The following is a 21,131-nucleotide window of genomic DNA, read 5'->3' as shown; positions in this document are numbered from 1 at the left end:
ACGGCCGGAACCGGCTCGTCGACGGTGTGGTGGCTGGTTGCCCCCAGCTTCCACCGACCCTAGTTGACTTATGCACATAGCGCAGCCCCTACTCCCGCCGGGACCTTTGCGGTCATAGACTCATGCCAACTGAGTTCTGGAGAGTTCCGGAAGAGGGGTGACGGGTGAAAGCAGGCATAGCGCGTGAGACGCTCGATGGCGAGCGACGTGTTGCCGCAACGCCGGAAACGGTGAAGCAACTGGTGGCTTTGGGCCTTGAGGTCGACGTCGAGTCCGGCGCGGGGATGGCGTCCGGCCATAGCGACGACGACTACCGGGCGGCCGGCGCCGCTGTGGTGCAGTCATTGGTTCTCGGATCGCTGGATGTTTACTGCCACGTGCGTCCCATGGAACCGTCGACGGCGGGAGCTCTCCGCCGCGGTACGGTCACCGCCGGTTTGGGGTCACCGTCCTCGGAGTTGCCCACTGTGCGGGCGCTCGCCGCTGGAGGAATCACCTCCTTTGCACTGGAACTGGTTCCGCGTATATCGCGTGCCCAGTCCATGGATGCGCTCACCTCGCAGGCCCTGGTGGCTGGCTATCGCTGTGTTCTCGAGGCGGCCATGCGGCTCCCACGGTTCTTCCCGCTGTATATGACGGCAGCAGGGACCATTCCTCCCGCCCGCGTGTTGGTGCTCGGCGCTGGAGTAGCTGGTTTGCAGGCAATCGGAACCGCCAAAAGGCTCGGGGCCCGGGTTTCCGCCAACGATATCCGCCCGGCCTCGGCTGACGAAGTGGCATCCATGGGAGGCACGTTCATCAGGCTGGACCTGGAGACCGCCGAGGCATCCGGCGGGTACGCGCGGGAACTCAGCGCGGACCGGGGTGCCCTGCAGCGAGCCCTTTTGACGCCACACGTGGCCCAGGCCGATGTCCTGATCACCACCGCCGCGGTACCCGGGAGGCGCGCTCCGCTCCTGGTAACCCGCGAGATGGTGCAAGGGATGCGCCCGGGATCCGTGGTGGTGGACCTGGCTGCCGAATCCGGCGGCAACGTGGAGGGCAGCATCCCCGGCCAGGACATCCCCATCCCTACCGGCGACGGTCAGGGTGTGGTGACACTGGTGGGAATCAAGGACCCTGCCTCGGCGATGCCCGCTGACGCCTCGCGCTTGTACGCCAAGAATGTGTCCAACCTTTTGGCCCTGATGACGCAGGACGGCGTTGTTGCTCCGGACTTTGAGGATGAAGTTGTTGCCGGCACGTGCCTCACCCACGACGGCCAAGTCCGGCACGCACCAACTGCGGAAGCATTGGCGGCGCTCGCAGGGGAGACTGCCCCCTTTGGCAGCGGTCATGCCGGCACTTTCCCAACAGGAAATTCCGGCAGTGAAGGAGTGCGCTGATGGACGGCATGAGCCTGCTAACGATTACTGTCTTGGCGGTGTTTGTGGGTTTTGAGGTGGTTTCCAAGGTCTCCAGCACCCTGCACACGCCGCTCATGTCAGGGGCCAACGCCATCCACGGCATCATCCTGGTGGGCGCCATCATCGTGGCCGGACAAGCCGCTGACCCGTGGGTGTTGGCGGTCGCCCTGCTGGCTGTCGTCCTTGCCACGGCCAACCTCGTGGGCGGGTTCGTGGTAACCGACCGCATGCTGGAGATGTTCCGCGGAAAGCAACGGCCGCCGTCGAACGCTGGCTCTGGAGGTTCCGGCGCTCCCGGTGCACCTGGAAGCCATGCCGCCGTGGAGCCGTTCGATAAGGAGCGCCGGCAATGACGTTGCTCAATCCCACGTGGACGGCACTCCTGTACCTGGCCGCCGCGGCCTGTTTCATCCTCGCCCTGAAGGGATTGAATTCGCCAAAGACTGCACGGCGCGGCAACCTGATCGGAGCATTAGGCGCCCTGCTGGCTGTGGTGACGGTGTTCGTATCGGTGAAGCTGGACAACATTCCCTGGATTCTTGGAGCCATAGCTGTGGGCTCGGGTGTTGCTGCGCCTGTGGCCCGTCGCGTGCAAATGACTCAGATGCCGCAGCTCGTCGCACTCTTCAACGGTGTGGGTGGTGGCGCTGCGGCGCTGGTCGCTCTGCTGGAACTCTCCCACGCGGACGATCCGTGGGTTCGGTTGGCAATTGTCTTTACGTTGCTGGTGGGTGCGGTGTCCTTCGCCGGCTCCGGTGTCACCTTCGCCAAACTTCAGGGGCTCATGACCACCCGGCCCGTGACCTTCCCTGGCTTGCCCGTACTGATGGCAGTAGTGCTGCTGGCCGCCGTGGGAGCCGGCGTCGTAGTGATCCTGAATGGCTCGCTGGTGTTGGCGCTGCTGCTGCTGTTGTTGGGATTGGTTGCCGGAGTCCTGTTGGTTCTCCCGGTGGGTGGCGCCGATGTGCCGATTGTCATTTCGCTCCTGAACGCTTTCACAGGGCTGGCCGTCGCGGCATCTGGATTGGTACTGGGCAATGTCCTCCTTGTTGTCGCCGGCACGTTGGTGGGAGCGTCCGGCACCATCCTCACCCGTGCCATGGCTGCCGCCATGGGACGCAGTGTTGCAGGCATCATGTTCGGGGCCTTCAAGGGTGGCTCCACGGCCGGATCCACTGCCGTCAGTGAGCGGCCGGTGCGTTCCTCCAGTGCGGAGGACGTGGCAGTACTTCTCGGGTATGCGCAGCGGGTGATCATCGTTCCGGGATATGGCCTTGCAGTCGCCCAAGGCCAGCACACCGCCGCAGAGCTTGCCCTTGCCTTGGAAGCACGCGGTATTGAAGTGGACTTCGCCATCCATCCTGTGGCTGGGCGCATGCCTGGCCATATGAATGTATTGCTCGCAGAGGCCAACGTCCCGTACGAGTCGCTGAAGGAAATGAGTGAGATCAACTCCGAGTTCAAGACCACCGATGTGGCCTTGGTGGTGGGCGCCAACGATGTTGTGAATCCCGCAGCAAAGACCACCTCCGGGTCACCGATCTACGGAATGCCTATCCTGGAGGTCGCCGACGCCCGGCAAGTGGTGTTCCTCAAGCGCTCCATGCGTCCCGGGTTCGCCGGGATTGAGAATGAGCTGTTGTACGAACCGCAGACCACCCTGTTGTTCGGCGATGCGAAGGACTCGCTGACCAAGGTTCTGGGGGCCGTCAAAGCGCTCTAAGACTGACGACTCGGACGGATACTTGCTGTCTTCAAAGACCTTTCGGACAATCAGGTGGGGTCCTATGCTGAACCATACGAGCTGCCCTGCCAATGCGAACCGACACATTCAACGAGGTTGCGCCATGACCGTGAAACTCAACAAGAAGGCTTTTGACCACGCGAAGCATCTGATCCGCGACGGCAAGGTGGTCAAGGACACCCGCGATGACTGGAGCGAGCACGCCCCCAGCGCCAAGGATGAGAGTGCATTTTTGGACAAACATGGGCACTCGGAGTACTCCAAGTGGTTCCTCGGAGTGGACGACGATCACCCGGACGACCAAAAGGGCCACTACAAATTCCCCATCGGTGACTTCAAGAAGATCCACCGCTGCGGTGTGATCTCCGCCGAGAGCAGGGCCGGACAGTACGACTACGACGACATTCGTGATGCTTTAGGGAATCTGCTTGAAAAGATCGACGAGGACTGAAACCCCCTGGCCAAGCTCAACTATTCGGCCGTCATGTCTTGGATGGCTACATCGCGGACCCCGAGGGCACGTTTCGGCAATGACGCCATCTTCTTGAGGCACCGCGTGCTGAACTGACGTTGCCGGCCGCCCTCAGTTCGTGGATGGCTCGTATGCGGGACTGTGCGCCAGGATTTCCGCGAGCTCGGCCAACCTATGCGCGCGCGCCGATTCTGCGGGCGAAAATGGCTCGCCGGGTCGGGAAAAGACCAGCGGCCCGTGCCACGCCGTCGGGATTTTGAGGATGTCAGGTGAAGGCCCGACGACGGCGGTCGCCTCGGGGTCATGGCGTCCAGGAGTCATCGGAACTACTTTTGCGGACAGGAGTTCGGCGACGGCCATCGGAAGCTCGTTCGGGTTCCCTGCGATGCGGGTGGCGAGGCTCAGGGCTTTGGTTTGGCCGTCGGCCATGGCCAAAGCCGTGGTGGGCCAAACGTGGGACTCGTGCCCGCCGCCGTCGTGCAGTGCTTTCAGCAGTTCCGGCTCGGTGACATCGCCGGGCGTGGAGAGAACGAACTCATCCATCACGCGCTCACTGTGGCCTGTGGCAGCGGAACTGGTTACGGTCATCGGGTGTACGTGGAGGCTAAGGATGTTGGCGTCCAACTTAGCGAGGGACTGGGTTAGCTTCTGCAAGGATCCTGATTGGTCAAGCAGCACTGTTCGCGCACGCCAGAGGGCAGGAGCGAGGTGCAGTTTGTGCCGCTGGCGGAGAGCCGGAGCATGCAACCAGCGTCGCAGAACCTTGGCGGCTGACGGTTCGGCCACCCAAATGACCAGCACCGTGGCGGTGACGGCCAGCAGCAGGACCTTGGCCACGTACGGCAGATGGGTTCCGACCACTGCTGCATGAACCAGCAATTCAATGGGAAGCATGACCGCGATGTTCGCGAGTGTAAGCCGGGCTTTGGGGGCTTCGGGCAACTGGCCGCAGACATCACAGAGTAGATCCGCGGTGACGGGAGTGCTCGGATTGGGCTTCATGGTTTCATGCTGCCCTGCCACTGTTTCGGGCCCGTTGCCGTCGCGTCACGTTCCGTGGACGTGCCGGTGAACGTGAATGAGCCCGGCGTTCCCGCGGAGAGAACGCCGGGCTCAGGCCACGCAATTGGGACGTAGCGCTCGCGACGAGCGGTCGGTCCTAACGGGTGCGGTCGGCCCTAGCGCGTGCGGTCGGAATCGAAGTCCGCGTCCCGCTCGGAAGTGTTGCCGGCGTTGCGGGCGGCGGCCGCGTCCTTGAGGAGATCGCGGATTTCGGCCAGCAGGGCGGTATCGGCCGGGAGTGGCTCTTCCTCGGGTTCCTCTGTGGAAAGGCGGTTCTTAACCAGGGAATTGATCTTGTTCATGGGCGCTACGAAAATGAAATAGACCACGGCGGCGGTGATCACGAAGGTCACGAGCGCGGTCAGTACAGCGCCGATGTTGATGAACGTGGCGGGGTTGTTTTCCCAGATCTTGAAGCCGAGTCCGTCAGCGTTCATGCCACCGGCGGCGGCGATCACGGGGTTGATGATGTTGGTGGTGAAGGCAGCAACGAGGGCGGTGAACGCACTGCCAATGACGACGGCAATGGCCAACTCGATCACGTTGCCGCGAAGTATGAAGTCCTTGAAACCCTTGAGCATGGATGGTCCTCCGATTGGGTGCGGGTGTCTGGCTCAGCAGAGATCAAACTACCACTCCGAGGTTTCAGGGGGTTGTCACAGGGATGTGAGAGACGGTTGGGGGGAGGGCTAGGGATGTGAGAGACGGTTGGGGGGAAGGGGCCGGGATGTGAGAGAGGATCCGGCCCCTTCCCCGTTAGGCGAGCAGGGACCTTGTGTGGTCGTTGAGGAACATTCCGCGGGGATCGAACTCGCGGCGGACCTGGATGAACGTGTCCAGCTCCAGGTAGAGGCGTTCCAGCCGGCTCCGGGTCATGAAGTGGATCTTCCCCCAGTGCGCTCGTGGCTCGAATTCCTGGAGCACGGCATCGGCGTCGCGGAAGAACTGCCAGTAATCGGTCCCGGGCTCGGTGGTCAGGGTGATGACAGTGCTGTCGCGGCCTTGGAACTGGGACATGTACGCGTCATCGGACTTTACCCAGCGGACCTCCACGGGGTACTTCTGCTCGGGATACTTGCTGCGGATCAGGTCCTGGATGGCTTCGACGGCGACCAAACCGTCCTCGCTGCGGACAAAGTACTCGAGTTCATGGAACTGAGTGGTGAAGCCGCCGGGGTAGATCCGGTAGGAACGGTCCAGCCGGGCACCTTCGACGGCGGAGAGCTGGCTTTCGTCCTGGACGGAAGCTACGTTGTACCGCTTGGTGTAGCTGCGGCCACCCATGCTGTGATCCGGTGAACCGGGGAGGTCCAACAGTTCACAAGAGTCGTCCTCCGGGCACCACAGGAAAGAATAGTGCCGGTTGTCATCGATGTCGGCCTGCCATGTGGACGTGGTCTCCGCCCACGTGGGATAGGTGATCTGTTCCTGCAGGTAATAGCTGTCCTCAACGTCCAGCTCCACTTCCAGGAAGATCCCCAGCGTACCCAAGGCCGTCTGTGCGGCGCGAAGTTCGCGCAGTTGGCCCTCACCGATCTCCACGATTTCGCCGTAGCCGTTGATCAGCTTCACCCAGCGCAACTTCGAGGAGAAGCTGCCCAGGTCCTTCCCGGATCCATGGGTGCTGGTGGCCAGGGCTCCTGCGATCTGCTGCTTGTCGATGTCGCCTTGGTTACTGAGCGCCAGTCCTTTCTCCCACAATGCGTCCCCGAAAGCGTTGATGGTTGTGCCGGCCAGTGCCCGGGCACGGCGCCCGGGCTGGTCGGTGCCGGTGATGGCGGAGAGGCCGGACATATCCATCAGCACGCCGCCGGTTTGAACCAAGGGCGACGACGAGTGTCCTGAACCGACCGCCCGCACAGGCAGGCCTTCGCGAATGGCGAAACGGACGGCGTCGAGCGCTTCTTGTTCATTCCTGGGCCGAACGGTAAAGGCGGGCGTCGCGCTTTGGTTACCACCCCAGTTGGTCCAGGTGGCGTCCGTGGCAAAAGGGGCCGACGGGGTAGCGGCACCTGGCAAGGAGGCCGGTCGGGAATCATTAGTGGTCATGGTGAAAGCTCCGTTGCTTGTCTGAACGCTCACGCGCCGTGGTTGATCATGACGTGCTTGGTGCGCGAGTAATCATCCAGGGCATAGAGCGAGAGGTCGCGGCCGTAGCCGGAACCTTTGAATCCGCCCCACGGTACCTCGCACGCCAGGACCAGGTGGGCATTGACCCACACGGTGCCGAAATCCAGCTGCTTGGGAATGCGGAGGGAGAGGCTGGAATCGCGCGTCCACACTGAAGCTGACAAACCATAGGGGCTCTCGTTCGCGCGGGTCACAGCTTCCTCAGTGGTGCCGAAAGTTTCCACTGTGACCACTGGGCCGAAGATCTCGTGCGTGGCGATGTGTGCGCCCGCGGGAACGTTGCTGATGACCGTGGGCTCGATGAAGTAGCCGGGACCTTCCATGGCGGATCCTCCAACAGCCACGGTGAGGCCTGCCTCACGGGCTTCGGCCAGCGATTCCTTGACCCGCTCGAAGTGTGGGAGGGAGATCATGGGGCCGATTTCGACGTCGTCGCCGGCCTCGGGTGCGCCGACCACCAGGGTGCTGACCTCGCGTACCAAGTGTTCAGTGAACTCTTCGGCCACGGACTCGTGCACCAGGACGCGGCAGGCGGCGCCGCAGTCCTGGCCGGCGTTCCAGAAGCCGGCGTTGCGTACGCCGGCAGCGGCGGCGCGGAGGTCGGCGTCGGGGAAGACAACAACGGGAGCCTTGCCGCCGAGTTCCAAGTGGACGCGCTTGACGGACTTCGCGGCGGTTTCGGCCACCGCCTGGCCACTGACGACGCTGCCGGTGAGGGCGACCAAGGCAATGTCAGGGTGTTCGGACAGCCGCTGCCCCACGGTCCGGCCACGGCCGGTGACAACGTTGAGGATTCCATCCGGAATACGGCCGGCCAGCACTTCCACCAGCTTGAGGGTGGACAACGGCGTCTGCTCGGACGGCTTGATGACAATGCTGTTGCCGGCAGCGAGGATGGGCGCGATCTTCCAGGCAGCCATCAGCAGCGGGTAGTTCCACGGGGTGATGACGCCCACCACGCCCACGGGTTCGCGGAGGATCACGGAGGTGTGGTCCGTGGCGTAGTCGCCGCCAGCCATGGAGGTCAGGGTGCGCGAGGCGCCGGCCATGAACCGGAAGGTATCGATGGTGCTGGAGACATCGTCGTCGGACACTGCCTGCGGCTTGCCGGTGTTGGCAGACTCGATTGCCTGGAACGATTGCCGGTTCTCCTCGATGATGGTCGCAATGAGGTTCAGGACATCCGCGCGTTCCTTCGGGGTGGTGGCACCCCAGGTCTTTTGGGCCACGACGGCGGCGGCAACAGCGACGTCGACATCATCGGCCGTGCCGGCCTGCACCGAGGCGATGACCGCCTCCGTGGTGGGATCCACGACGTCGATGGTCTGGCCTGAGGAGCCGGGGACGAAGGAGCCGTTGATGAAGTGTCCTGCGGGTGGCAGAGGCAGGTTGTCGGAGTGGTCGGCGGAGGAGCGTCGGACAGTGAACTGTTCGGCCTGGGTGGTAGTCATGATGATTCTCTTTCAGATGAGGGCAGGTCAGATGAGGTCTGGGGTGAGTGCAGTTGCGGGAAAGGGGGCGGCTTCCGTCTTTTTGTCGAACAACCGGGCCGCGAAGTAATACAGGGGAGCGACGACGACCAGGCCGACGATCCAGGAAACGTCCACTCCACCCATCGCCGCAGCCAGTGGGCCCGTGTAGATGGCGGTTGCCGAGAAGGGAACCTGGATCAGGGCACCTGCCAGGTAGGAGCCGATGGCGACCCAATTGAACCGCCCGTACACGCCGCCGTCGCGCTTGAAGAAGTCTTCAACCCGGTACTCGCCGTGCCGCAGGAGGTAGTAGTCCACCAGGTTGATGGCCGTCCACGGAACCAGGACGTACATCAGGAAGGACAGGAAGTTGGTGTAGAAGAGGATGAAGTTGTCACGGGCAAACAGGGCGATGGAGACGGCGACGACGAAGAGGATGATTGCCGCGATGCTGCGGGTCTTGGCGCGCGGCAACCAGCTTGGCTTGAACGTTTGCCCGATAGTGAGGGTGCACAGGACGCCGCAGTACAGGTTCATGGCGTTCGACGCCGCGACGCCCAGGCAGAAGATGCCCACGATGATCAGGGTCCAGGGCTGAAGCAATGCGCCAAGGCTGCCCACGATTTCGACGTCCCCGGTGCTCATGGAGACGGCCAGCGTGCCTACCAAGGCGCCCAGGATCATGGGGAAGAGCGTTCCCAAGACACAGCCCGAGTAGGATGCCCAGAATGCCGGAGCGGATCCTGTTCCTTGCGGCATGTAGCGCGAATAGTCGGAGACGTACGGTGCGTAGGCCAGCTGCCACAATGCGGAGACGGAGATGGTGCCCATGAAGCCCACCCAGTTGAAGTTACCCGTCTCGAGGAAGCTGGCCGGCAGTCCGTGGACCATCAAAATCCACCCGAAAGCCAGCAGCAGTGCCAGCCCGGCGGCGACGCTGAGGACGCGTGCATAGGCGTGGATGAGCCGGTAGCCGAAGATCGTGGCGATAACGCTGACCACGCCGATGATAATAATGCCGGCGTCAACGCTGATGCCCGGACTCACCGCTGCCATTGCCTCGCCGCCGAACACCAGGTTGGCCGCGAAGAACCCCACGTACATGACCACCACGATGACCACGATCAACAAAGCCCCGAAAGAACCGAACTGGCCGCGGGTCTGGATCATCTGGGCCACACCCAATTGCGGGCCCTGCGCGGAGTGCAGCGCCATGAAGATGCCGCCCACCACGTTGCCGATGATGATGGCCACGATCGCCGGCACGAAGCCCAGGCCGAACACCGTGGTGGCGAGCCCGCCGGTCACGATGGTCATGATCATGATGTTCGAGCCGAACCAGATGGTGAAGAGGTCCCGGGCCTTGCCGTGGCGCTCATCGGCGGGGATCGGCTGGATGGTCTTGTCCTCCAGCCGGGGTACCTCAGTTGCCGGCGCACTCATGACGTAGCCCGGGATGCCGAAGCCAATTCACGGCCAACTGTGCTGTTTGCTTTGCTGCGGTTCACCATCAGCCCGAGAAGGTCAAAGACCAGCGTGGCGGCGGCGACGGTGGTGATGTCCGCGTGGTCATACGCCGGGGCGACTTCCACGACGTCGGCGCCCACGATGTTGATGCCGTTCAGCCCGCGGAGCAGGGCCAGGAGCTCGCGGGAGTGGAGCCCGCCCATCTCAGGGGTGCCGGTGCCGGGTGCGAAGGCCGGGTCAAGGACATCGATGTCGATGGAGACATAGACCGGGGTATCGCCGAGCCTGTCCTTGACGCGCTGGATAGCTGCGGGAACGCCGATGACGTCCAGGTCCGAGCACCGGATGATCTGGAACCCGAATTCGTGGTCGCGGAGGAAGTCGTTGCGGTCGTAGACCGGCCCGCGGATACCCACGTGCATCGACTTGTCCTCCACAAGAAGGCCTTCTTCGAACGCCCGCCGGAAGATGGTGCCGTGCGTGATCGGCTGGTCGAAATAGGTGTCCCAAGTATCCAAGTGGGCGTCGAAATGCAGCAGGGCTACCGGACCATGGACCTTGTTCAGGGCCCGCAGCATGGGCAGGGCGATGGTGTGGTCGCCGCCGATGGAGATGAGCCGCTTGTCCTCGCTGATCAGGGGCAAGGCCTGCTCCTCGATTTCACGGACGGCCCGGGTGATGTCGTAGGGGGTGCAGGCGATGTCGCCGGCGTCCACTACCTGGGCTTCGTACACCGGTTCAACGTCGAGCTCCGGGTGGTACCCCGGGCGGAGGAGGCGGGAGGCTTCGCGGACTGCGGCGGGGCCGAAGCGGGCGCCGGGCCGGAAGGAGGTTCCGCCGTCGAACGGGACGCCGACGATCGCAATGTCGTAGTCCGGGACGCGGTCGATTTGGGGGAGACGGGCGAAAGTACCGAGGCCTGCATACCGGGGGACTTCGGTGGCGTCGACAGGGCCGATGGGCTTGTGCGTTGTCATTGACGGATCCTTGGGTTGAGGGGTGCTCGCCGTTGAGCGGGAAGTAAGTAATTCCATTCTTGGTGACGCGGATCACTCCGGATAGCGCTACATTGACTACAAATAGTTGAGGCGTTTAGACGAATGTCTAAGTGCCCCGGAACGTGGCGGCAAGACCGCCGGAAACGCAAGGGAACCGGAGCACACAATGGCAATCACCGTGGGCGAACTCGTGGCTGAACCGCAGCTGGGACTCACCCTCCTGGCAGGAGCGGCAGGCCTCGATAACCGCATCACCTGGGCTCACACCTCGGACCTTCCAAGACTGTGGGAGTGGGTCACGGGCGGCGAACTCATGATGACCAACGGCCTGTCGATTCCCGCCGACGCCGAGGGCCAAGTGGCGCTCGCAGAGGCCTTGATGGACAGCGGCGCCAGCGCCTTGGCGATCGGCGAGAAGATGCATGCACCACCGCTCACCGCGGAATTCATGGAAGCGTGCGAGCAACTCCCGTTGCCCCTGATCAACATCCCGTACCCGCTGCCGTTCATCGCGATCGCCCGGTCCGTGGCCGAGTCCTCCTTGCTCGAAGAATCCCGTCGGCTGCGGCAGACTGCCCGCGTCTACGATCTGCTCCGCACCGCCGGAGCCTCCGAAGACCACTGGCAGAGCCTGGTCCAGCGGCTGGCGACCGAGCTCGACGCGGACCTGTTCGTGGTGGACCGCCGCTGCCTCCATCCCTGGCACCCGGACGGTCAGGCGCTCCCGGTGTTCCTCTCCGAGGAGTGGGCTCCGCTGTCGGGGCAAGTGTCCCTCGCGGGAAAGAACTTCCAGTGGCATCGCATCCGCGGCAGGCACGTCCTCACCATGGACATTCCCACCCATGCCAACGCGCTCCTGGTGGTGCTGCCCAACAGCGAACCGCACCCGGACGCCGTCGTGCTTCTCCACGCCGCAACCGTGCTGGGACTGCAGCTTTCGCGCATCGTTTTGTCGCTGGAAGGCCGCCACCGGCTGGCCGGCGAGTTCCTCCTGCAGGCAATGGACGGACGCTTGGGCGTGGCCGAAATGGAGAGCCGGCTGGCAGCTTTCGAGGTTTCGCCCCAGGATTTCCTGCTCGCCTCACTGACGGCGGACGCCGCGGATAAAGCTGCGGACGACGGCGGCAGGCTGGCGAACGTGCACATCGAACTGTGGCGGCACGGGGTTGCGTCCGCGTCCTTGAAGCGGAACAACAGGCTCCATGTGGTGGTCCCGGCAGACGTGCCTGACGATGTCCTGATGCACTGTGCCGGCGTGGAAACCACGATCGGGATCAGCGCGCCGGCGGCCGTTGCGAACATCCAACGGGCGCTGCAGGAGTCCCTCTGGGCGCTCGGTTCCGCCCGCGCCAACAACCAAGGGCTGGCCCGCTATGCGGAGGGGCCCTCATGGCTGGGACTCACCGGTTTTGAGGAAGGAACCGCCCTGGTCCGGCGTCTTTTGGGTCCGATTTTCGACTACGAGCAGAGCCAGGAAGGTGATCTCATTGTCACCTTGAGGACGTATTTGGACTCGCAGCGGTCGTGGCAGAAGACTGCTTCAGCATTGTTCGCGCACCGACAAACCATCATCTACCGGATGCGGAAAATCGGTGAACTGACGGGGCTGGACATGGGTGAAACGTCCACCGTCGCCCAACTGTGGTTCGCTCTGCAGATCCATGAAGCGATGCATCAGTAGCCACACCTTGCTTGCGCTTCTTCAAAACAACCAGCTATGGTGTGAAGCGTGTCACTCACGTGATGCAACGCTTTTGATCTGCGGCGGGAGAGTCCTGCCGGTACATCCAGTCAGGCGCCGTAGGAGCAAATCCTCCCCAGGAATCTCTCAGGCCCATGTACCGCCGCGGTTAGGCAACTCTGGAAAGCAGTCCGGGTAACCGGGCTCACCGACGGTGCAAGCAGGCAACCATTCCTGCGGAATCTCTCAGGTCCAATACAGAGCGGGGAGGAACCCCACATCATCGTGGCGCTCACTGGGCGCCTGAATCATGGAGTTCCTCTTGACTGTTCAATCAACCCCCACCGCCTTCGCGGACCGGCACATCGGCGCCCGCCGCCAAGCCGACGTTGACACCATGCTCAAGGCCATCGGCTACGACTCTGTCGACGGCTTGGTAGACGTCGCCGTTCCCGATTCCATTCGCCAGGACACTGCCCTGAAGCTGCAGGACGCCCTCACCGAGGTGCAGGTCCTCGCCGAGCTCCGCAAGCTCGCCTCCAAGAACAAAACCGCTGTGCAGATGATCGGCCAGGGCTACTACGACACCGTCACGCCCCCGGTGATCCGCCGGAACATCCTAGAAGCTCCGGCCTGGTACACGGCCTACACGCCGTACCAGCCCGAGATTTCCCAAGGCCGGCTTGAGGCACTGCTCAACTTCCAGACCATGGTGCAGGACCTCACGGGACTTCCCGTAGCCAATGCCTCGTTGCTGGACGAAGCAACTGCCGTGGCTGAGGCCGTGCTGCTGATGCGCCGCGCCAACAAGTCCAAGACCGCCAAGGACGGCAAGACGGTCCTCGACGCCGACCTCCTCCCGCAGACCATTGCCATTGTGAAGGGACGCGCCGAGGCGCTGGGCTTCGAGGTTGAGATCGCTGACCTTTCGGCGGGCCTTCCCGACGGCGATATCAACGGCATCGTCCTGCAGCAACCCGGCGTTTCCGGGCGCGTGTTCGATCACTCCGGCGTCATCGCGGCGGCCAAAGAACGCGGCGCGCTGGTCACGGTGGCCGCGGATTTGCTGGCGCTCACCCTCATCACGCCCCCGGGCGAGCAAGGTGCGGACATCGCCGTCGGAACTGCGCAGCGCTTCGGCGTTCCACTGTTCTTCGGCGGCCCGCACGCTGCCTACATGGCCGTCCGCGAAGGCATGGAGCGCACGCTGCCGGGCCGCATCGTTGGTGTTTCCAAGGACAACGCCGGCGTCCCTGCTTACCGCCTGGCCCTCCAGACCCGCGAGCAGCACATCCGTCGAGAGAAGGCGACGTCCAACATCTGCACCGCGCAGGCACTGCTCGCGATCGTAGCCTCGATGTACGCCGTCTACCACGGCCCGGAAGGCCTGAAAGCAATCGCCGAAACCGTCCACGGCCACGCCCGTGTTTTGGCTGCGACCCTGCAGAAGGCCGGCCGCGAACTCGTCTCCGAGGCTTTCTTCGACACCCTCACCGTCCGCGTCCCAGGCAAGGCAGACAAGGTCATCGCCGCCGCCGAAGCCCGCGGCATCAACCTGCGCCTCATCGATGCGGACACCGTGGGCGTCTCCATTGATGAAACCACGACGCCGGAGATCCTCTCCGCGGTAGCCGTCGCCTTCGGTGCAGGTCCGGTAGGGGACGCCACCGGATTCGAATTGCCCGCTGACGTAGTCCGGACATCCGATTTCCTGCAGCACCCGGTGTTCAACACGCACCGTTCCGAGACGCAGCTGTTGCGCTATATCCGCAAGCTGTCGGACCGGGACCTCGCACTGGACCGCACCATGATCCCGCTGGGTTCGTGCACCATGAAGCTGAACGCCACCGCTGAGATGGAGGCGATTTCCTGGCCGGAGTTCGCCTCCATCCACCCGTTCGCTCCGGACCACCAGACCGCGGGTTGGCGCGAGCTGATCGAGGACCTGGAAGCGGACCTCACCGAGATCACCGGCTACGACCAAGTCTCTATCCAGCCGAATGCCGGTTCCCAGGGCGAGCTCGCAGGCTTGCTCGCGATCCGCGGTTACCACCTGTCCCGCGGCGATGAGCAGCGCACTGTTTGCTTGATCCCGGCATCAGCCCACGGCACCAACGCGGCCTCGGCTGTGCTGGCGGGCATGAAGGTGGTTGTGGTGGCGACGGCTGCCGACGGCACGATCGATCACGCGGATCTCGCTGCGAAAATCGAGGCCCACCGCGAGGTTTTGTCGGCCATCATGATCACCTACCCGTCCACGCACGGTGTGTACGACGCCGACGTCCGCGAGGTCTGCGACGCGATCCACGCAGCCGGCGGCCAGGTGTACGTTGACGGTGCCAACTTGAATGCGCTGGTTGGTTTGGCCCAGCCGGGCAAGTTCGGCGGCGACGTGTCCCACCTGAACCTGCACAAAACCTTCTGCATCCCTCACGGCGGCGGTGGACCGGGCGTTGGCCCGGTTGCTGCGAAAGCCCACCTGGCTCCGTTCATGCCTGGCGACGCGAACAAAGCGGCGCACGAACCCGGTCATGGCGTCGCGATATCCGCTTCGCGTTATGGCTCGGCCGGTGTGCTGCCGATTTCGTGGGCATATGTGAAGCTCATGGGCGGCCAAGGACTGACGGAAGCCACCAAATCGGCTTTGTTGGCAGCCAATTACGTTGCTTCCCGCCTGGATGAGCACTTCCCGGTTTTGTACACGGGCGAGGGCGGACTCGTGGCCCACGAGTGCATCCTGGACCTACGTGAGCTGACCGCCCGCACGGGCGTCACGGCTGAAGACGTAGCCAAGCGCCTGATCGACTTCGGCTTCCACGCCCCCACGTTGGCGTTCCCGGTCGCCGGCACCTTGATGGTGGAACCCACCGAGTCCGAGGACCTGGCCGAGATCGACCGTTTCATCGAAGCCATGATCACCATCCGTGCGGAGATCGAGCAGGTGGCCAGCGGTGATTTCACTGTTGAGAAGTCGCCGCTGCGCAACGCACCGCACACGGCTGCCGCCGTCGTAAATTCCGGCTGGGACCGCGACTACCCACGGGAGCAGGCAGCGTTCCCCGTCCACCACCTGAAGCAGGACAAGTACTTCCCGCCCGTCGGCCGCATCGACGGCGCCGCAGGCGACCGCAACCTGGTGTGCTCCTGCCCTCCGCTTGAAGACTTCGAAAACTAAGGACTCCCGTCATGTCTGAGAATTACACAGCTCTTTACGAGCAGCACAAAAAGGCCGGTGCATCGTTCACCGACTTCGGCGGCTGGCAGATGCCCCTGAAGTACGAGTCCGAGCTCGCCGAACACCACGCTGTCCGCAAGTCTGCGGGCCTGTTCGACCTCTCCCACATGGGCGAAGTCTGGGTCAGCGGCCCGGATGCTGCTGCTTTCCTGGATTACGCACTCGTGGGCAAGCTGTCCGCTGTCGCCGTGGGCAAAGCGAAGTACTCGCTCATCTGCAACACCGACGGCGGCATCATCGACGACCTCATCACCTACCGTCGGCCCGCTCCCGAAGAAGGCATCGACAAGTATCTGGTGGTCCCCAACGCGGGCAACGCGAAGGTGGTTGCTGCGGCACTGCTGGAGCGGGCGGCCGGCTTCGACGTCGTGGTGGAGGACGCTTCCGCTGAGACTTCACTCATCGCCGTGCAGGGCCCGAACGCCGAAGCCATCCTTCTGAAGCTGGTCCCCGCGGAGCAGCACGCGCTGGTCACGGAGCTGAAGTACTACGCGGCGGTTGAGGTCTCCATCAACGGACAGGACCTGCTGCTGGCCCGCACCGGATACACCGGCGAGGACGGCTTCGAGATCTACGTCCCGAACGTCGACGCCGCCGGTCTCTGGGAAGCACTGCTCGAAGCAGGCGAAGACCACGGGCTCATCCCCGCCGGCCTCGCTGCGCGCGACTCCCTGCGCTTGGAAGCCGGAATGCCCCTGTACGGCAACGAGCTCTCCCGCCACGTCAACGCCTACGCGGCGGGACTGGGCCCAGTAGTTTCCCTGGCCAAGGAAAGCGACTTCATCGGCCGCGATGCGCTCACCGCCATCAAGGCCGCCGGCGTCGGCTCCGCTCTTGGACAGAAGCTCGTGGGCCTCAAAGGCACCGGACGCCGCGCCGCCCGCGCCCACTACTCGGTGCTGAAAGACGGTTCGCTCATCGGCGAAGTCACGTCCGGCCAGCCCAGCCCGACGCTCGGCTACCCAATTGCCTTGGCGTACGTCGACGTCGAGCATTCCGAGCCGGGCACCATCGTAGAGGTGGACCTCCGCGGCAAAGCCGAACCCTTCGAAGTGGTAGGCCTGCCGTTCTACAAGCGCCAAAAGTAGGTCCCGGTGAGAGTGACATCCTCCGCGGGCTCGGTCGCAGGTGCGCCCGCTGAGCGGCGGGTTAAGTAGGTCCCGTCGGCTTTGACCTCCTCTGCATGCTCGGTCGCGAAAGCGCCCGCTGAGCGGACGCGACGCTCCCTTAGACGCATGCTGCCGGGGGCCAAACCCGAAAGGGACCGGCGGCTCACCTTGCGCACGGAACCAGGAGACCGAGGCAACCTGCTGAAAGGCGGGTTCCAAGCCTCGGTTCGCTGCTCCTCAAAAGGCGAGCGGCACAACGGTGACGGCCGGCAGGCGGACAGCGGATTCCGGAAGCGTGCGTCAAAGCGACGAAGGAGCAGCACGCGGAGGAATTCGGTGTCCGGCACCCAACCCAAGTGTCACCGTGACCACGAACATTTTTTAGACACACGAGAAGTGAGGAATTGGAATGAGCAAAGTAGTTGCCGAGCTGAAGTACTCGGCTGAGCACGAGTGGGTTGCCGTTGATGGGGACGGGCCCGTAGGTATTGGGATTTCCGCCGTCGCCGCTGACGCCCTGGGTGACATTGTGTACGTGGACCTCCCTGAGGTTGGTTCCACTGTGACCGCTGGCGAGACGTGTGGCGAGGTGGAATCGACCAAGTCGGTCTCTGACCTGTACTCGCCTGTTACCGGTGAGGTGACCGAGATCAACGACGCCGTTGTCAGCGATCCGGCACTCATCAACAACGATCCCTACGGCGCAGGCTGGCTGTATAAGGTGGCCGCCACCGAAGAAGGACCGCTCATGTCGGCCGAAGAATACGCTGCAACAAACGGAGGAGAACTGTGAACCCGGTATCTGTAACTGACTTTCAGCAGGTCGTGTCGGCTTCGTTGGACGCGCAGCTGCCCGAGCTGGATCCAGAGATCGCTGCAAAGATCGACGACGAACTGGGTCGCCAGCGCGACGGCCTGGAAATGATCGCCTCGGAGAACCACACGGCCGTTGCAGTGATGCAGGCTCAGGGCTCGGTGCTGACCAACAAGTATGCCGAGGGTTACCCGGGCAAGCGTTACTACGGCGGCTGCGAGCACGTTGATGTGATCGAGCAGCTCGCGATTGATCGCATCAAGGCCCTGTTCGGTGCCGAGTTCGCCAACGTCCAGCCTCACTCCGGCGCACAGGCCAACGCCTCCGTGATGCACGCCCTCATCAAGCCGGGCGACACCATCATGGGCCTCAACCTGGCCCACGGCGGCCACTTGACCCACGGTATGCGGATCAACTTCTCCGGCAAGCTCTACAACGTGGTCCCCTATGGCGTCCGCGAAGACACCCACACGGTGGACATGGCCGAGGTTGAGCGCCTGGCCTTGGAGCACAAACCGGCACTGATCGTCGCTGGCTGGTCCGCTTACGCGCGGCAGCTGGATTTCGCCGAGTTCCGCCGGATCGCCGACTCCGTGGGTGCCTACCTCATGGTGGACATGGCCCACTTCGCCGGTCTGGTTGCTGCAGGTCTTCACCCGTCACCGGTCCCGCACGCCCACGTCACCACGTCCACCACGCACAAAACCCTCGCCGGTCCGCGAGGCGGCATCATCCTCTCCAACGACGCCGACATCGCCAAGAAGATCAACTCGGCCGTGTTCCCCGGCCAGCAAGGAGGCCCGCTGGAGCACGTCATCGCCGGGAAGGCCGTCGCGTTCAAAATCGCCGGTTCCGAAGAGTTCCGCGAGCGTCAGGAGCGTGTCCTTGCCGGTGCACGGATCCTCGCCGAGCGACTGATCCAACCAGACGTTTCCGCCAAGGGCATCAGCGTGGTCTCCGGCGGTACGGATGTACACCTGGTCCTTGTCGACCTCCGCAACTGCGAACTCGACGGCAAGCAAGCCGAAGACCGCCTCGCCGAGATCGACATCACCGTCAACCGCAACGCCGTCCCGTTCGACCCGCGCCCGCCCATGGTCACCTCCGGCCTGCGCATCGGCACCCCGGCCCTGGCTACCCGCGGGTTCGGCGAAGAAGCGTTCCGCGAAGTTGCCGACATCATCGCCGAAGTACTGATTGCCGACGCCGATGCGGACCTTTCAGGGCTGCGGCACCGTGTTGATGTGCTTGCGAAGGCGCATCCGCTGTACCCGGGTGTCTCGGACCTCTCGTAAGTAGCGCGTCGGGCTCGGTTCGCCCGTCGGGCTCGGTTCCCGTCGGGTTCGGTTCGCCCGTCGAGTCCGGTTCCCGTCGGGTTCGGTTCGCCCGTCGAGTCCGGTTCCCGTCGGGTTCGGTTCGCCCGTCGAGTCCGGCCTCCTCTGCATGCTCGGTCGCGTAGACGCCCGCTGGGCGGACGTGACGCTCCCTTAGACGCATGCTGCCGGAGCCCGGACTCGACGGGGCAGCTCTTGGGTTGGCAGCCCTGGATGCCGACCCCAAGGGGGCAGCTCTCGGGTTGGCAGCCCTGGATGCCGACCCCAAGGGGGCAGCTCTCGGGTCGCCGTTAGCGACAGGACCGCCGGGTTCGCTTGTTGTGACTAGGTCTGGCTGCCGGGAGTGTTCCGTAGGCGACGGGTTGGTTTGGGAGCGTGGGGTGTTCTGGGCCGATTCGGGGGTTGGCTGCGGGACGTGCCGTGCGCACGGCATGTTTCGCTGGGAACCCACGAAACGGCGGAGGGGGACCACTGCCAACCCAGCCCACTTATCCCGACCACACACATTTAGTTAGGAAAAACCATGGCCGTTGGGGTCTTTGATCTGTTCTCTGTGGGTATTGGCCCGTCGAGCTCTCACACTGTTGGGCCGATGCGCGCCGGGGCGGTGTTTGCCCGGGAGTTGCGTGAGTCCGGAGTGCTCGAATCCGTTGCCGGGTTGCGGGTTGACCTGTACGGTTCCCTGGCTGCCACGGGCAGGGGACACGGAACTTTCACGGCCGTCTTGCTTGGACTCGAGGGGTTCGACCCTGAGGAGATCCTTCCTGACGAGGTGGAGGAGCGGCTGGCTTCCATTGCTGAGACGGGAAAGCTCAACCTTTCCGGCGATACGCTCCTCGACTACGCGGTTGAGGACATGATCTTGCATCCGTTGACGGTGTTGCCGCGGCATACGAATGGGATGAAGTTTGCTGTCTCTGATGCTGGTGGGAATGTGCTGCGGGAGGCGACGTTCTTTTCGGTCGGTGGTGGGTTCATTGTCCGGGAGGGTGAGGAAGATGCGGCCCGGGAGGAGCTCGAGGAGTCGAAGAAGGAGTTGCCGTTGCCGTTCCGGACGGCGGCGGAGTTGCTGGGTCGGTGCTCCTCGAAGGGCCTTGGGATCAGCGACATTATGTTCATTAATGAGCGTGCGTCCCGGTCCGAGGAGGAGATCCGGGAGGGTTTGCTGCATATTTGGTCCGTGATGGAGGCGTGTGTTGAAACGAGTTTGAAGCGTGAGGGTGTGTTGCCCGGTGGTTTGAAGGTTCGTCGTCGTTCTCCTGATTGGTTGGAGCGGTTGCTGAAGGAGGACAAGGACCGGAACGATCCGAAGTATTGGCAGGAGTGGGTGAACCTGATCGCGTTGGCGGTCAATGAGGAGAACGCTTCTGGTGGTCGGGTGGTGACGGCGCCGACCAATGGTGCTGCGGGGATCATTCCGGCGGTGCTGTATTACGCGTTGAATTATGCGCCGGGGATGGACAAGGCTACGCAGGCCGATAAGGACGATGTGGTGGTGAAGTTCCTGCTCACTGCGGGTGCGGTGGGTGTGTTGTATAAGGAGCAGGCGTCCATTTCGGGGGCTGAGGTTGGTTGTCAGGGTGAGGTGGGTTCGGCGTCGTCGATGGCTGCTGCTGGGTTGGCTGAGGTGATGGGTGGTACGCCGGGTCAGGTGGAGAACGCGGCGGAGATTGCGATGGAGCACAATCTGGGGTTGACGTGTGATCCGATCGGGGGGTTGGTGCAGATTCCGTGTATTGAGCGGAACGCGATTGCTGCGGCGAAGGCGATCAACGCGGCGAAGATGGCGTTGTGGGGTGATGGGACGCACCGGGTGTCGTTGGATGAGGTGATCGTGACCATGCGTGAGACGGGCAAGGACATGTCCTCCAAGTACAAGGAAACCGCGATGGGCGGCCTCGCCGTCAACGTCGTCGAATGCTGACACTTACCTTCGTTGCGGGGCCTGCTTAGCGCGATTGAACGCCCTTGAAGGGCGCATAGCGGGCCGGGCAACGGACAAAATGAAACAACCAACAAGGAAGAAACTCATGACACTCGCACCTGAAGGCCGTAAGTTGCTGCGCGTTGAGCAGCGTAACTCGGCGGTCCCGGTTGAACGTAAGCCTGAGTGGATCAAGGCCAAGGTCCAGATGGGTCCGGAGTTCGTCCAGCTCAAGAACCTGGTGAAGAAGGAAGGCCTGCACACGGTGTGTGAAGAGGCCGGT

16 protein-coding genes, 1 pseudogene and 1 riboswitch are annotated in these 21,131 nt (G+C 63.4%); of the genes and pseudogenes, 11 read left to right on the top strand and 6 right to left on the bottom strand.

Annotated features, from left to right (window positions below; translation table 11 throughout):
* The first annotated feature begins 164 nt into the window (after positions 1 to 164).
* The 4 genes from AC6CH8_RS09960 to AC6CH8_RS09945 all read left to right on the top strand — a co-directional run bounded on the left by AC6CH8_RS09960 (position 165) and on the right by AC6CH8_RS09945 (position 3,601).
* Entirely contained in the window at positions 165 to 1,385 is a 1,221-nt protein-coding gene (locus AC6CH8_RS09960; RefSeq protein ID WP_498190251.1) for a Re/Si-specific NAD(P)(+) transhydrogenase subunit alpha, read from the top strand.
* Positions 1,385 to 1,759, top strand: a complete 375-nt coding sequence (locus tag AC6CH8_RS09955; RefSeq protein ID WP_498190249.1) for an NAD(P) transhydrogenase subunit alpha part 2 — start codon at positions 1,385 to 1,387, stop codon at positions 1,757 to 1,759. The genes AC6CH8_RS09960 and AC6CH8_RS09955 overlap by 1 nt, the downstream gene beginning before the upstream one ends.
* On the top strand, positions 1,756 to 3,129 hold the full coding sequence (locus AC6CH8_RS09950) for an NAD(P)(+) transhydrogenase (Re/Si-specific) subunit beta (protein ID WP_498190247.1): 1,374 nt from the start codon (positions 1,756 to 1,758) through the stop codon (positions 3,127 to 3,129). The genes AC6CH8_RS09955 and AC6CH8_RS09950 overlap by 4 nt, the downstream gene beginning before the upstream one ends.
* Positions 3,130 to 3,253: 124 nt before the next feature.
* Positions 3,254 to 3,601: a hypothetical protein gene (locus AC6CH8_RS09945; RefSeq protein WP_420179409.1), complete on the top strand. Its 348-nt coding sequence runs from the start codon at positions 3,254 to 3,256 to the stop codon at positions 3,599 to 3,601.
* 132 nt (positions 3,602 to 3,733) lie between these two features.
* Here AC6CH8_RS09945 and AC6CH8_RS09940 read toward each other — a convergent pair whose 3' ends face one another.
* The 6 genes from AC6CH8_RS09940 to speB form a co-directional block, all read right to left on the bottom strand.
* Positions 3,734 to 4,624, bottom strand: a complete 891-nt coding sequence (locus tag AC6CH8_RS09940) for an amino acid-binding protein (RefSeq protein ID WP_498190245.1) — start codon at positions 4,622 to 4,624, stop codon at positions 3,734 to 3,736.
* A gap of 176 nt (positions 4,625 to 4,800) precedes the next feature.
* A complete protein-coding gene (gene mscL / locus AC6CH8_RS09935) occupies positions 4,801 to 5,265 on the bottom strand; it encodes a large conductance mechanosensitive channel protein MscL (protein ID WP_420179408.1) in 465 nt (154 codons plus the stop codon).
* Between the two features lie 175 nt (positions 5,266 to 5,440).
* The gene (locus tag AC6CH8_RS09930) at positions 5,441 to 6,733 is read right to left on the bottom strand and encodes a D-arabinono-1,4-lactone oxidase (protein WP_498190242.1); all 1,293 of its coding nucleotides are present in this window, start codon (positions 6,731 to 6,733) and stop codon (positions 5,441 to 5,443) included.
* Positions 6,734 to 6,762: 29 nt separating this feature from the next.
* Positions 6,763 to 8,265 (bottom strand): aldehyde dehydrogenase family protein, encoded by a 1,503-nt coding sequence (locus AC6CH8_RS09925; protein ID WP_498190240.1) that lies wholly within the window; start codon positions 8,263 to 8,265, stop codon positions 6,763 to 6,765.
* Between the two features lie 27 nt (positions 8,266 to 8,292).
* Entirely contained in the window at positions 8,293 to 9,729 is a 1,437-nt protein-coding gene (locus tag AC6CH8_RS09920; protein WP_498190238.1) for a purine-cytosine permease family protein, read from the bottom strand.
* A complete protein-coding gene (gene speB / locus AC6CH8_RS09915) occupies positions 9,726 to 10,730 on the bottom strand; it encodes an agmatinase (protein WP_498190236.1) in 1,005 nt (334 codons plus the stop codon). Before speB ends, AC6CH8_RS09920 begins: the two co-directional genes overlap by 4 nt.
* 187 nt (positions 10,731 to 10,917) lie before the next feature.
* Here speB and AC6CH8_RS09910 point away from each other — a divergent pair, with 187 nt between their 5' ends.
* The 7 genes and pseudogenes from AC6CH8_RS09910 to AC6CH8_RS09880 form a co-directional block, all read left to right on the top strand.
* On the top strand, positions 10,918 to 12,432 hold the full coding sequence (locus AC6CH8_RS09910; RefSeq protein ID WP_498190234.1) for a PucR family transcriptional regulator: 1,515 nt from the start codon (positions 10,918 to 10,920) through the stop codon (positions 12,430 to 12,432).
* A gap of 74 nt (positions 12,433 to 12,506) precedes the next feature.
* A riboswitch (glycine riboswitch) is annotated at positions 12,507 to 12,605 on the top strand.
* Between the two features lie 149 nt (positions 12,606 to 12,754).
* Positions 12,755 to 15,607, top strand: coding sequence for an aminomethyl-transferring glycine dehydrogenase (gene gcvP / locus AC6CH8_RS09905; protein WP_498190232.1), 2,853 nt, complete (start codon positions 12,755 to 12,757; stop codon positions 15,605 to 15,607).
* An 11-nt stretch (positions 15,608 to 15,618) separates the two neighbouring features.
* Positions 15,619 to 16,755, top strand: coding sequence for a glycine cleavage system aminomethyltransferase GcvT (gene gcvT / locus AC6CH8_RS09900; RefSeq protein ID WP_498190230.1), 1,137 nt, complete (start codon positions 15,619 to 15,621; stop codon positions 16,753 to 16,755).
* Between the two features lie 430 nt (positions 16,756 to 17,185).
* On the top strand, positions 17,186 to 17,569 hold the full coding sequence (gene gcvH, locus AC6CH8_RS09895; protein ID WP_498190229.1) for a glycine cleavage system protein GcvH: 384 nt from the start codon (positions 17,186 to 17,188) through the stop codon (positions 17,567 to 17,569).
* Positions 17,566 to 18,885 carry a serine hydroxymethyltransferase gene (glyA, locus tag AC6CH8_RS09890; protein ID WP_498190227.1) on the top strand — a complete coding sequence of 440 codons (1,320 nt, stop codon included), beginning with the start codon at positions 17,566 to 17,568 and terminating at the stop codon, positions 18,883 to 18,885. Before gcvH ends, glyA begins: the two co-directional genes overlap by 4 nt.
* Before the next feature lie 562 nt (positions 18,886 to 19,447).
* Positions 19,448 to 20,848, top strand: coding sequence for an L-serine ammonia-lyase (locus AC6CH8_RS09885; protein ID WP_420179400.1), 1,401 nt, complete (start codon positions 19,448 to 19,450; stop codon positions 20,846 to 20,848).
* Between the two features lie 106 nt (positions 20,849 to 20,954).
* Positions 20,955 to 21,131 (top strand): annotated as a pseudogene (locus AC6CH8_RS09880) (lipoyl synthase); the annotation flags it as partial.

This window comes from Paenarthrobacter sp. GQ52, assembly GCF_059759005.1.
Note: the sequence above shows the minus strand (reverse complement) of the source record. Positions and strands in the feature narration are given on the sequence as shown.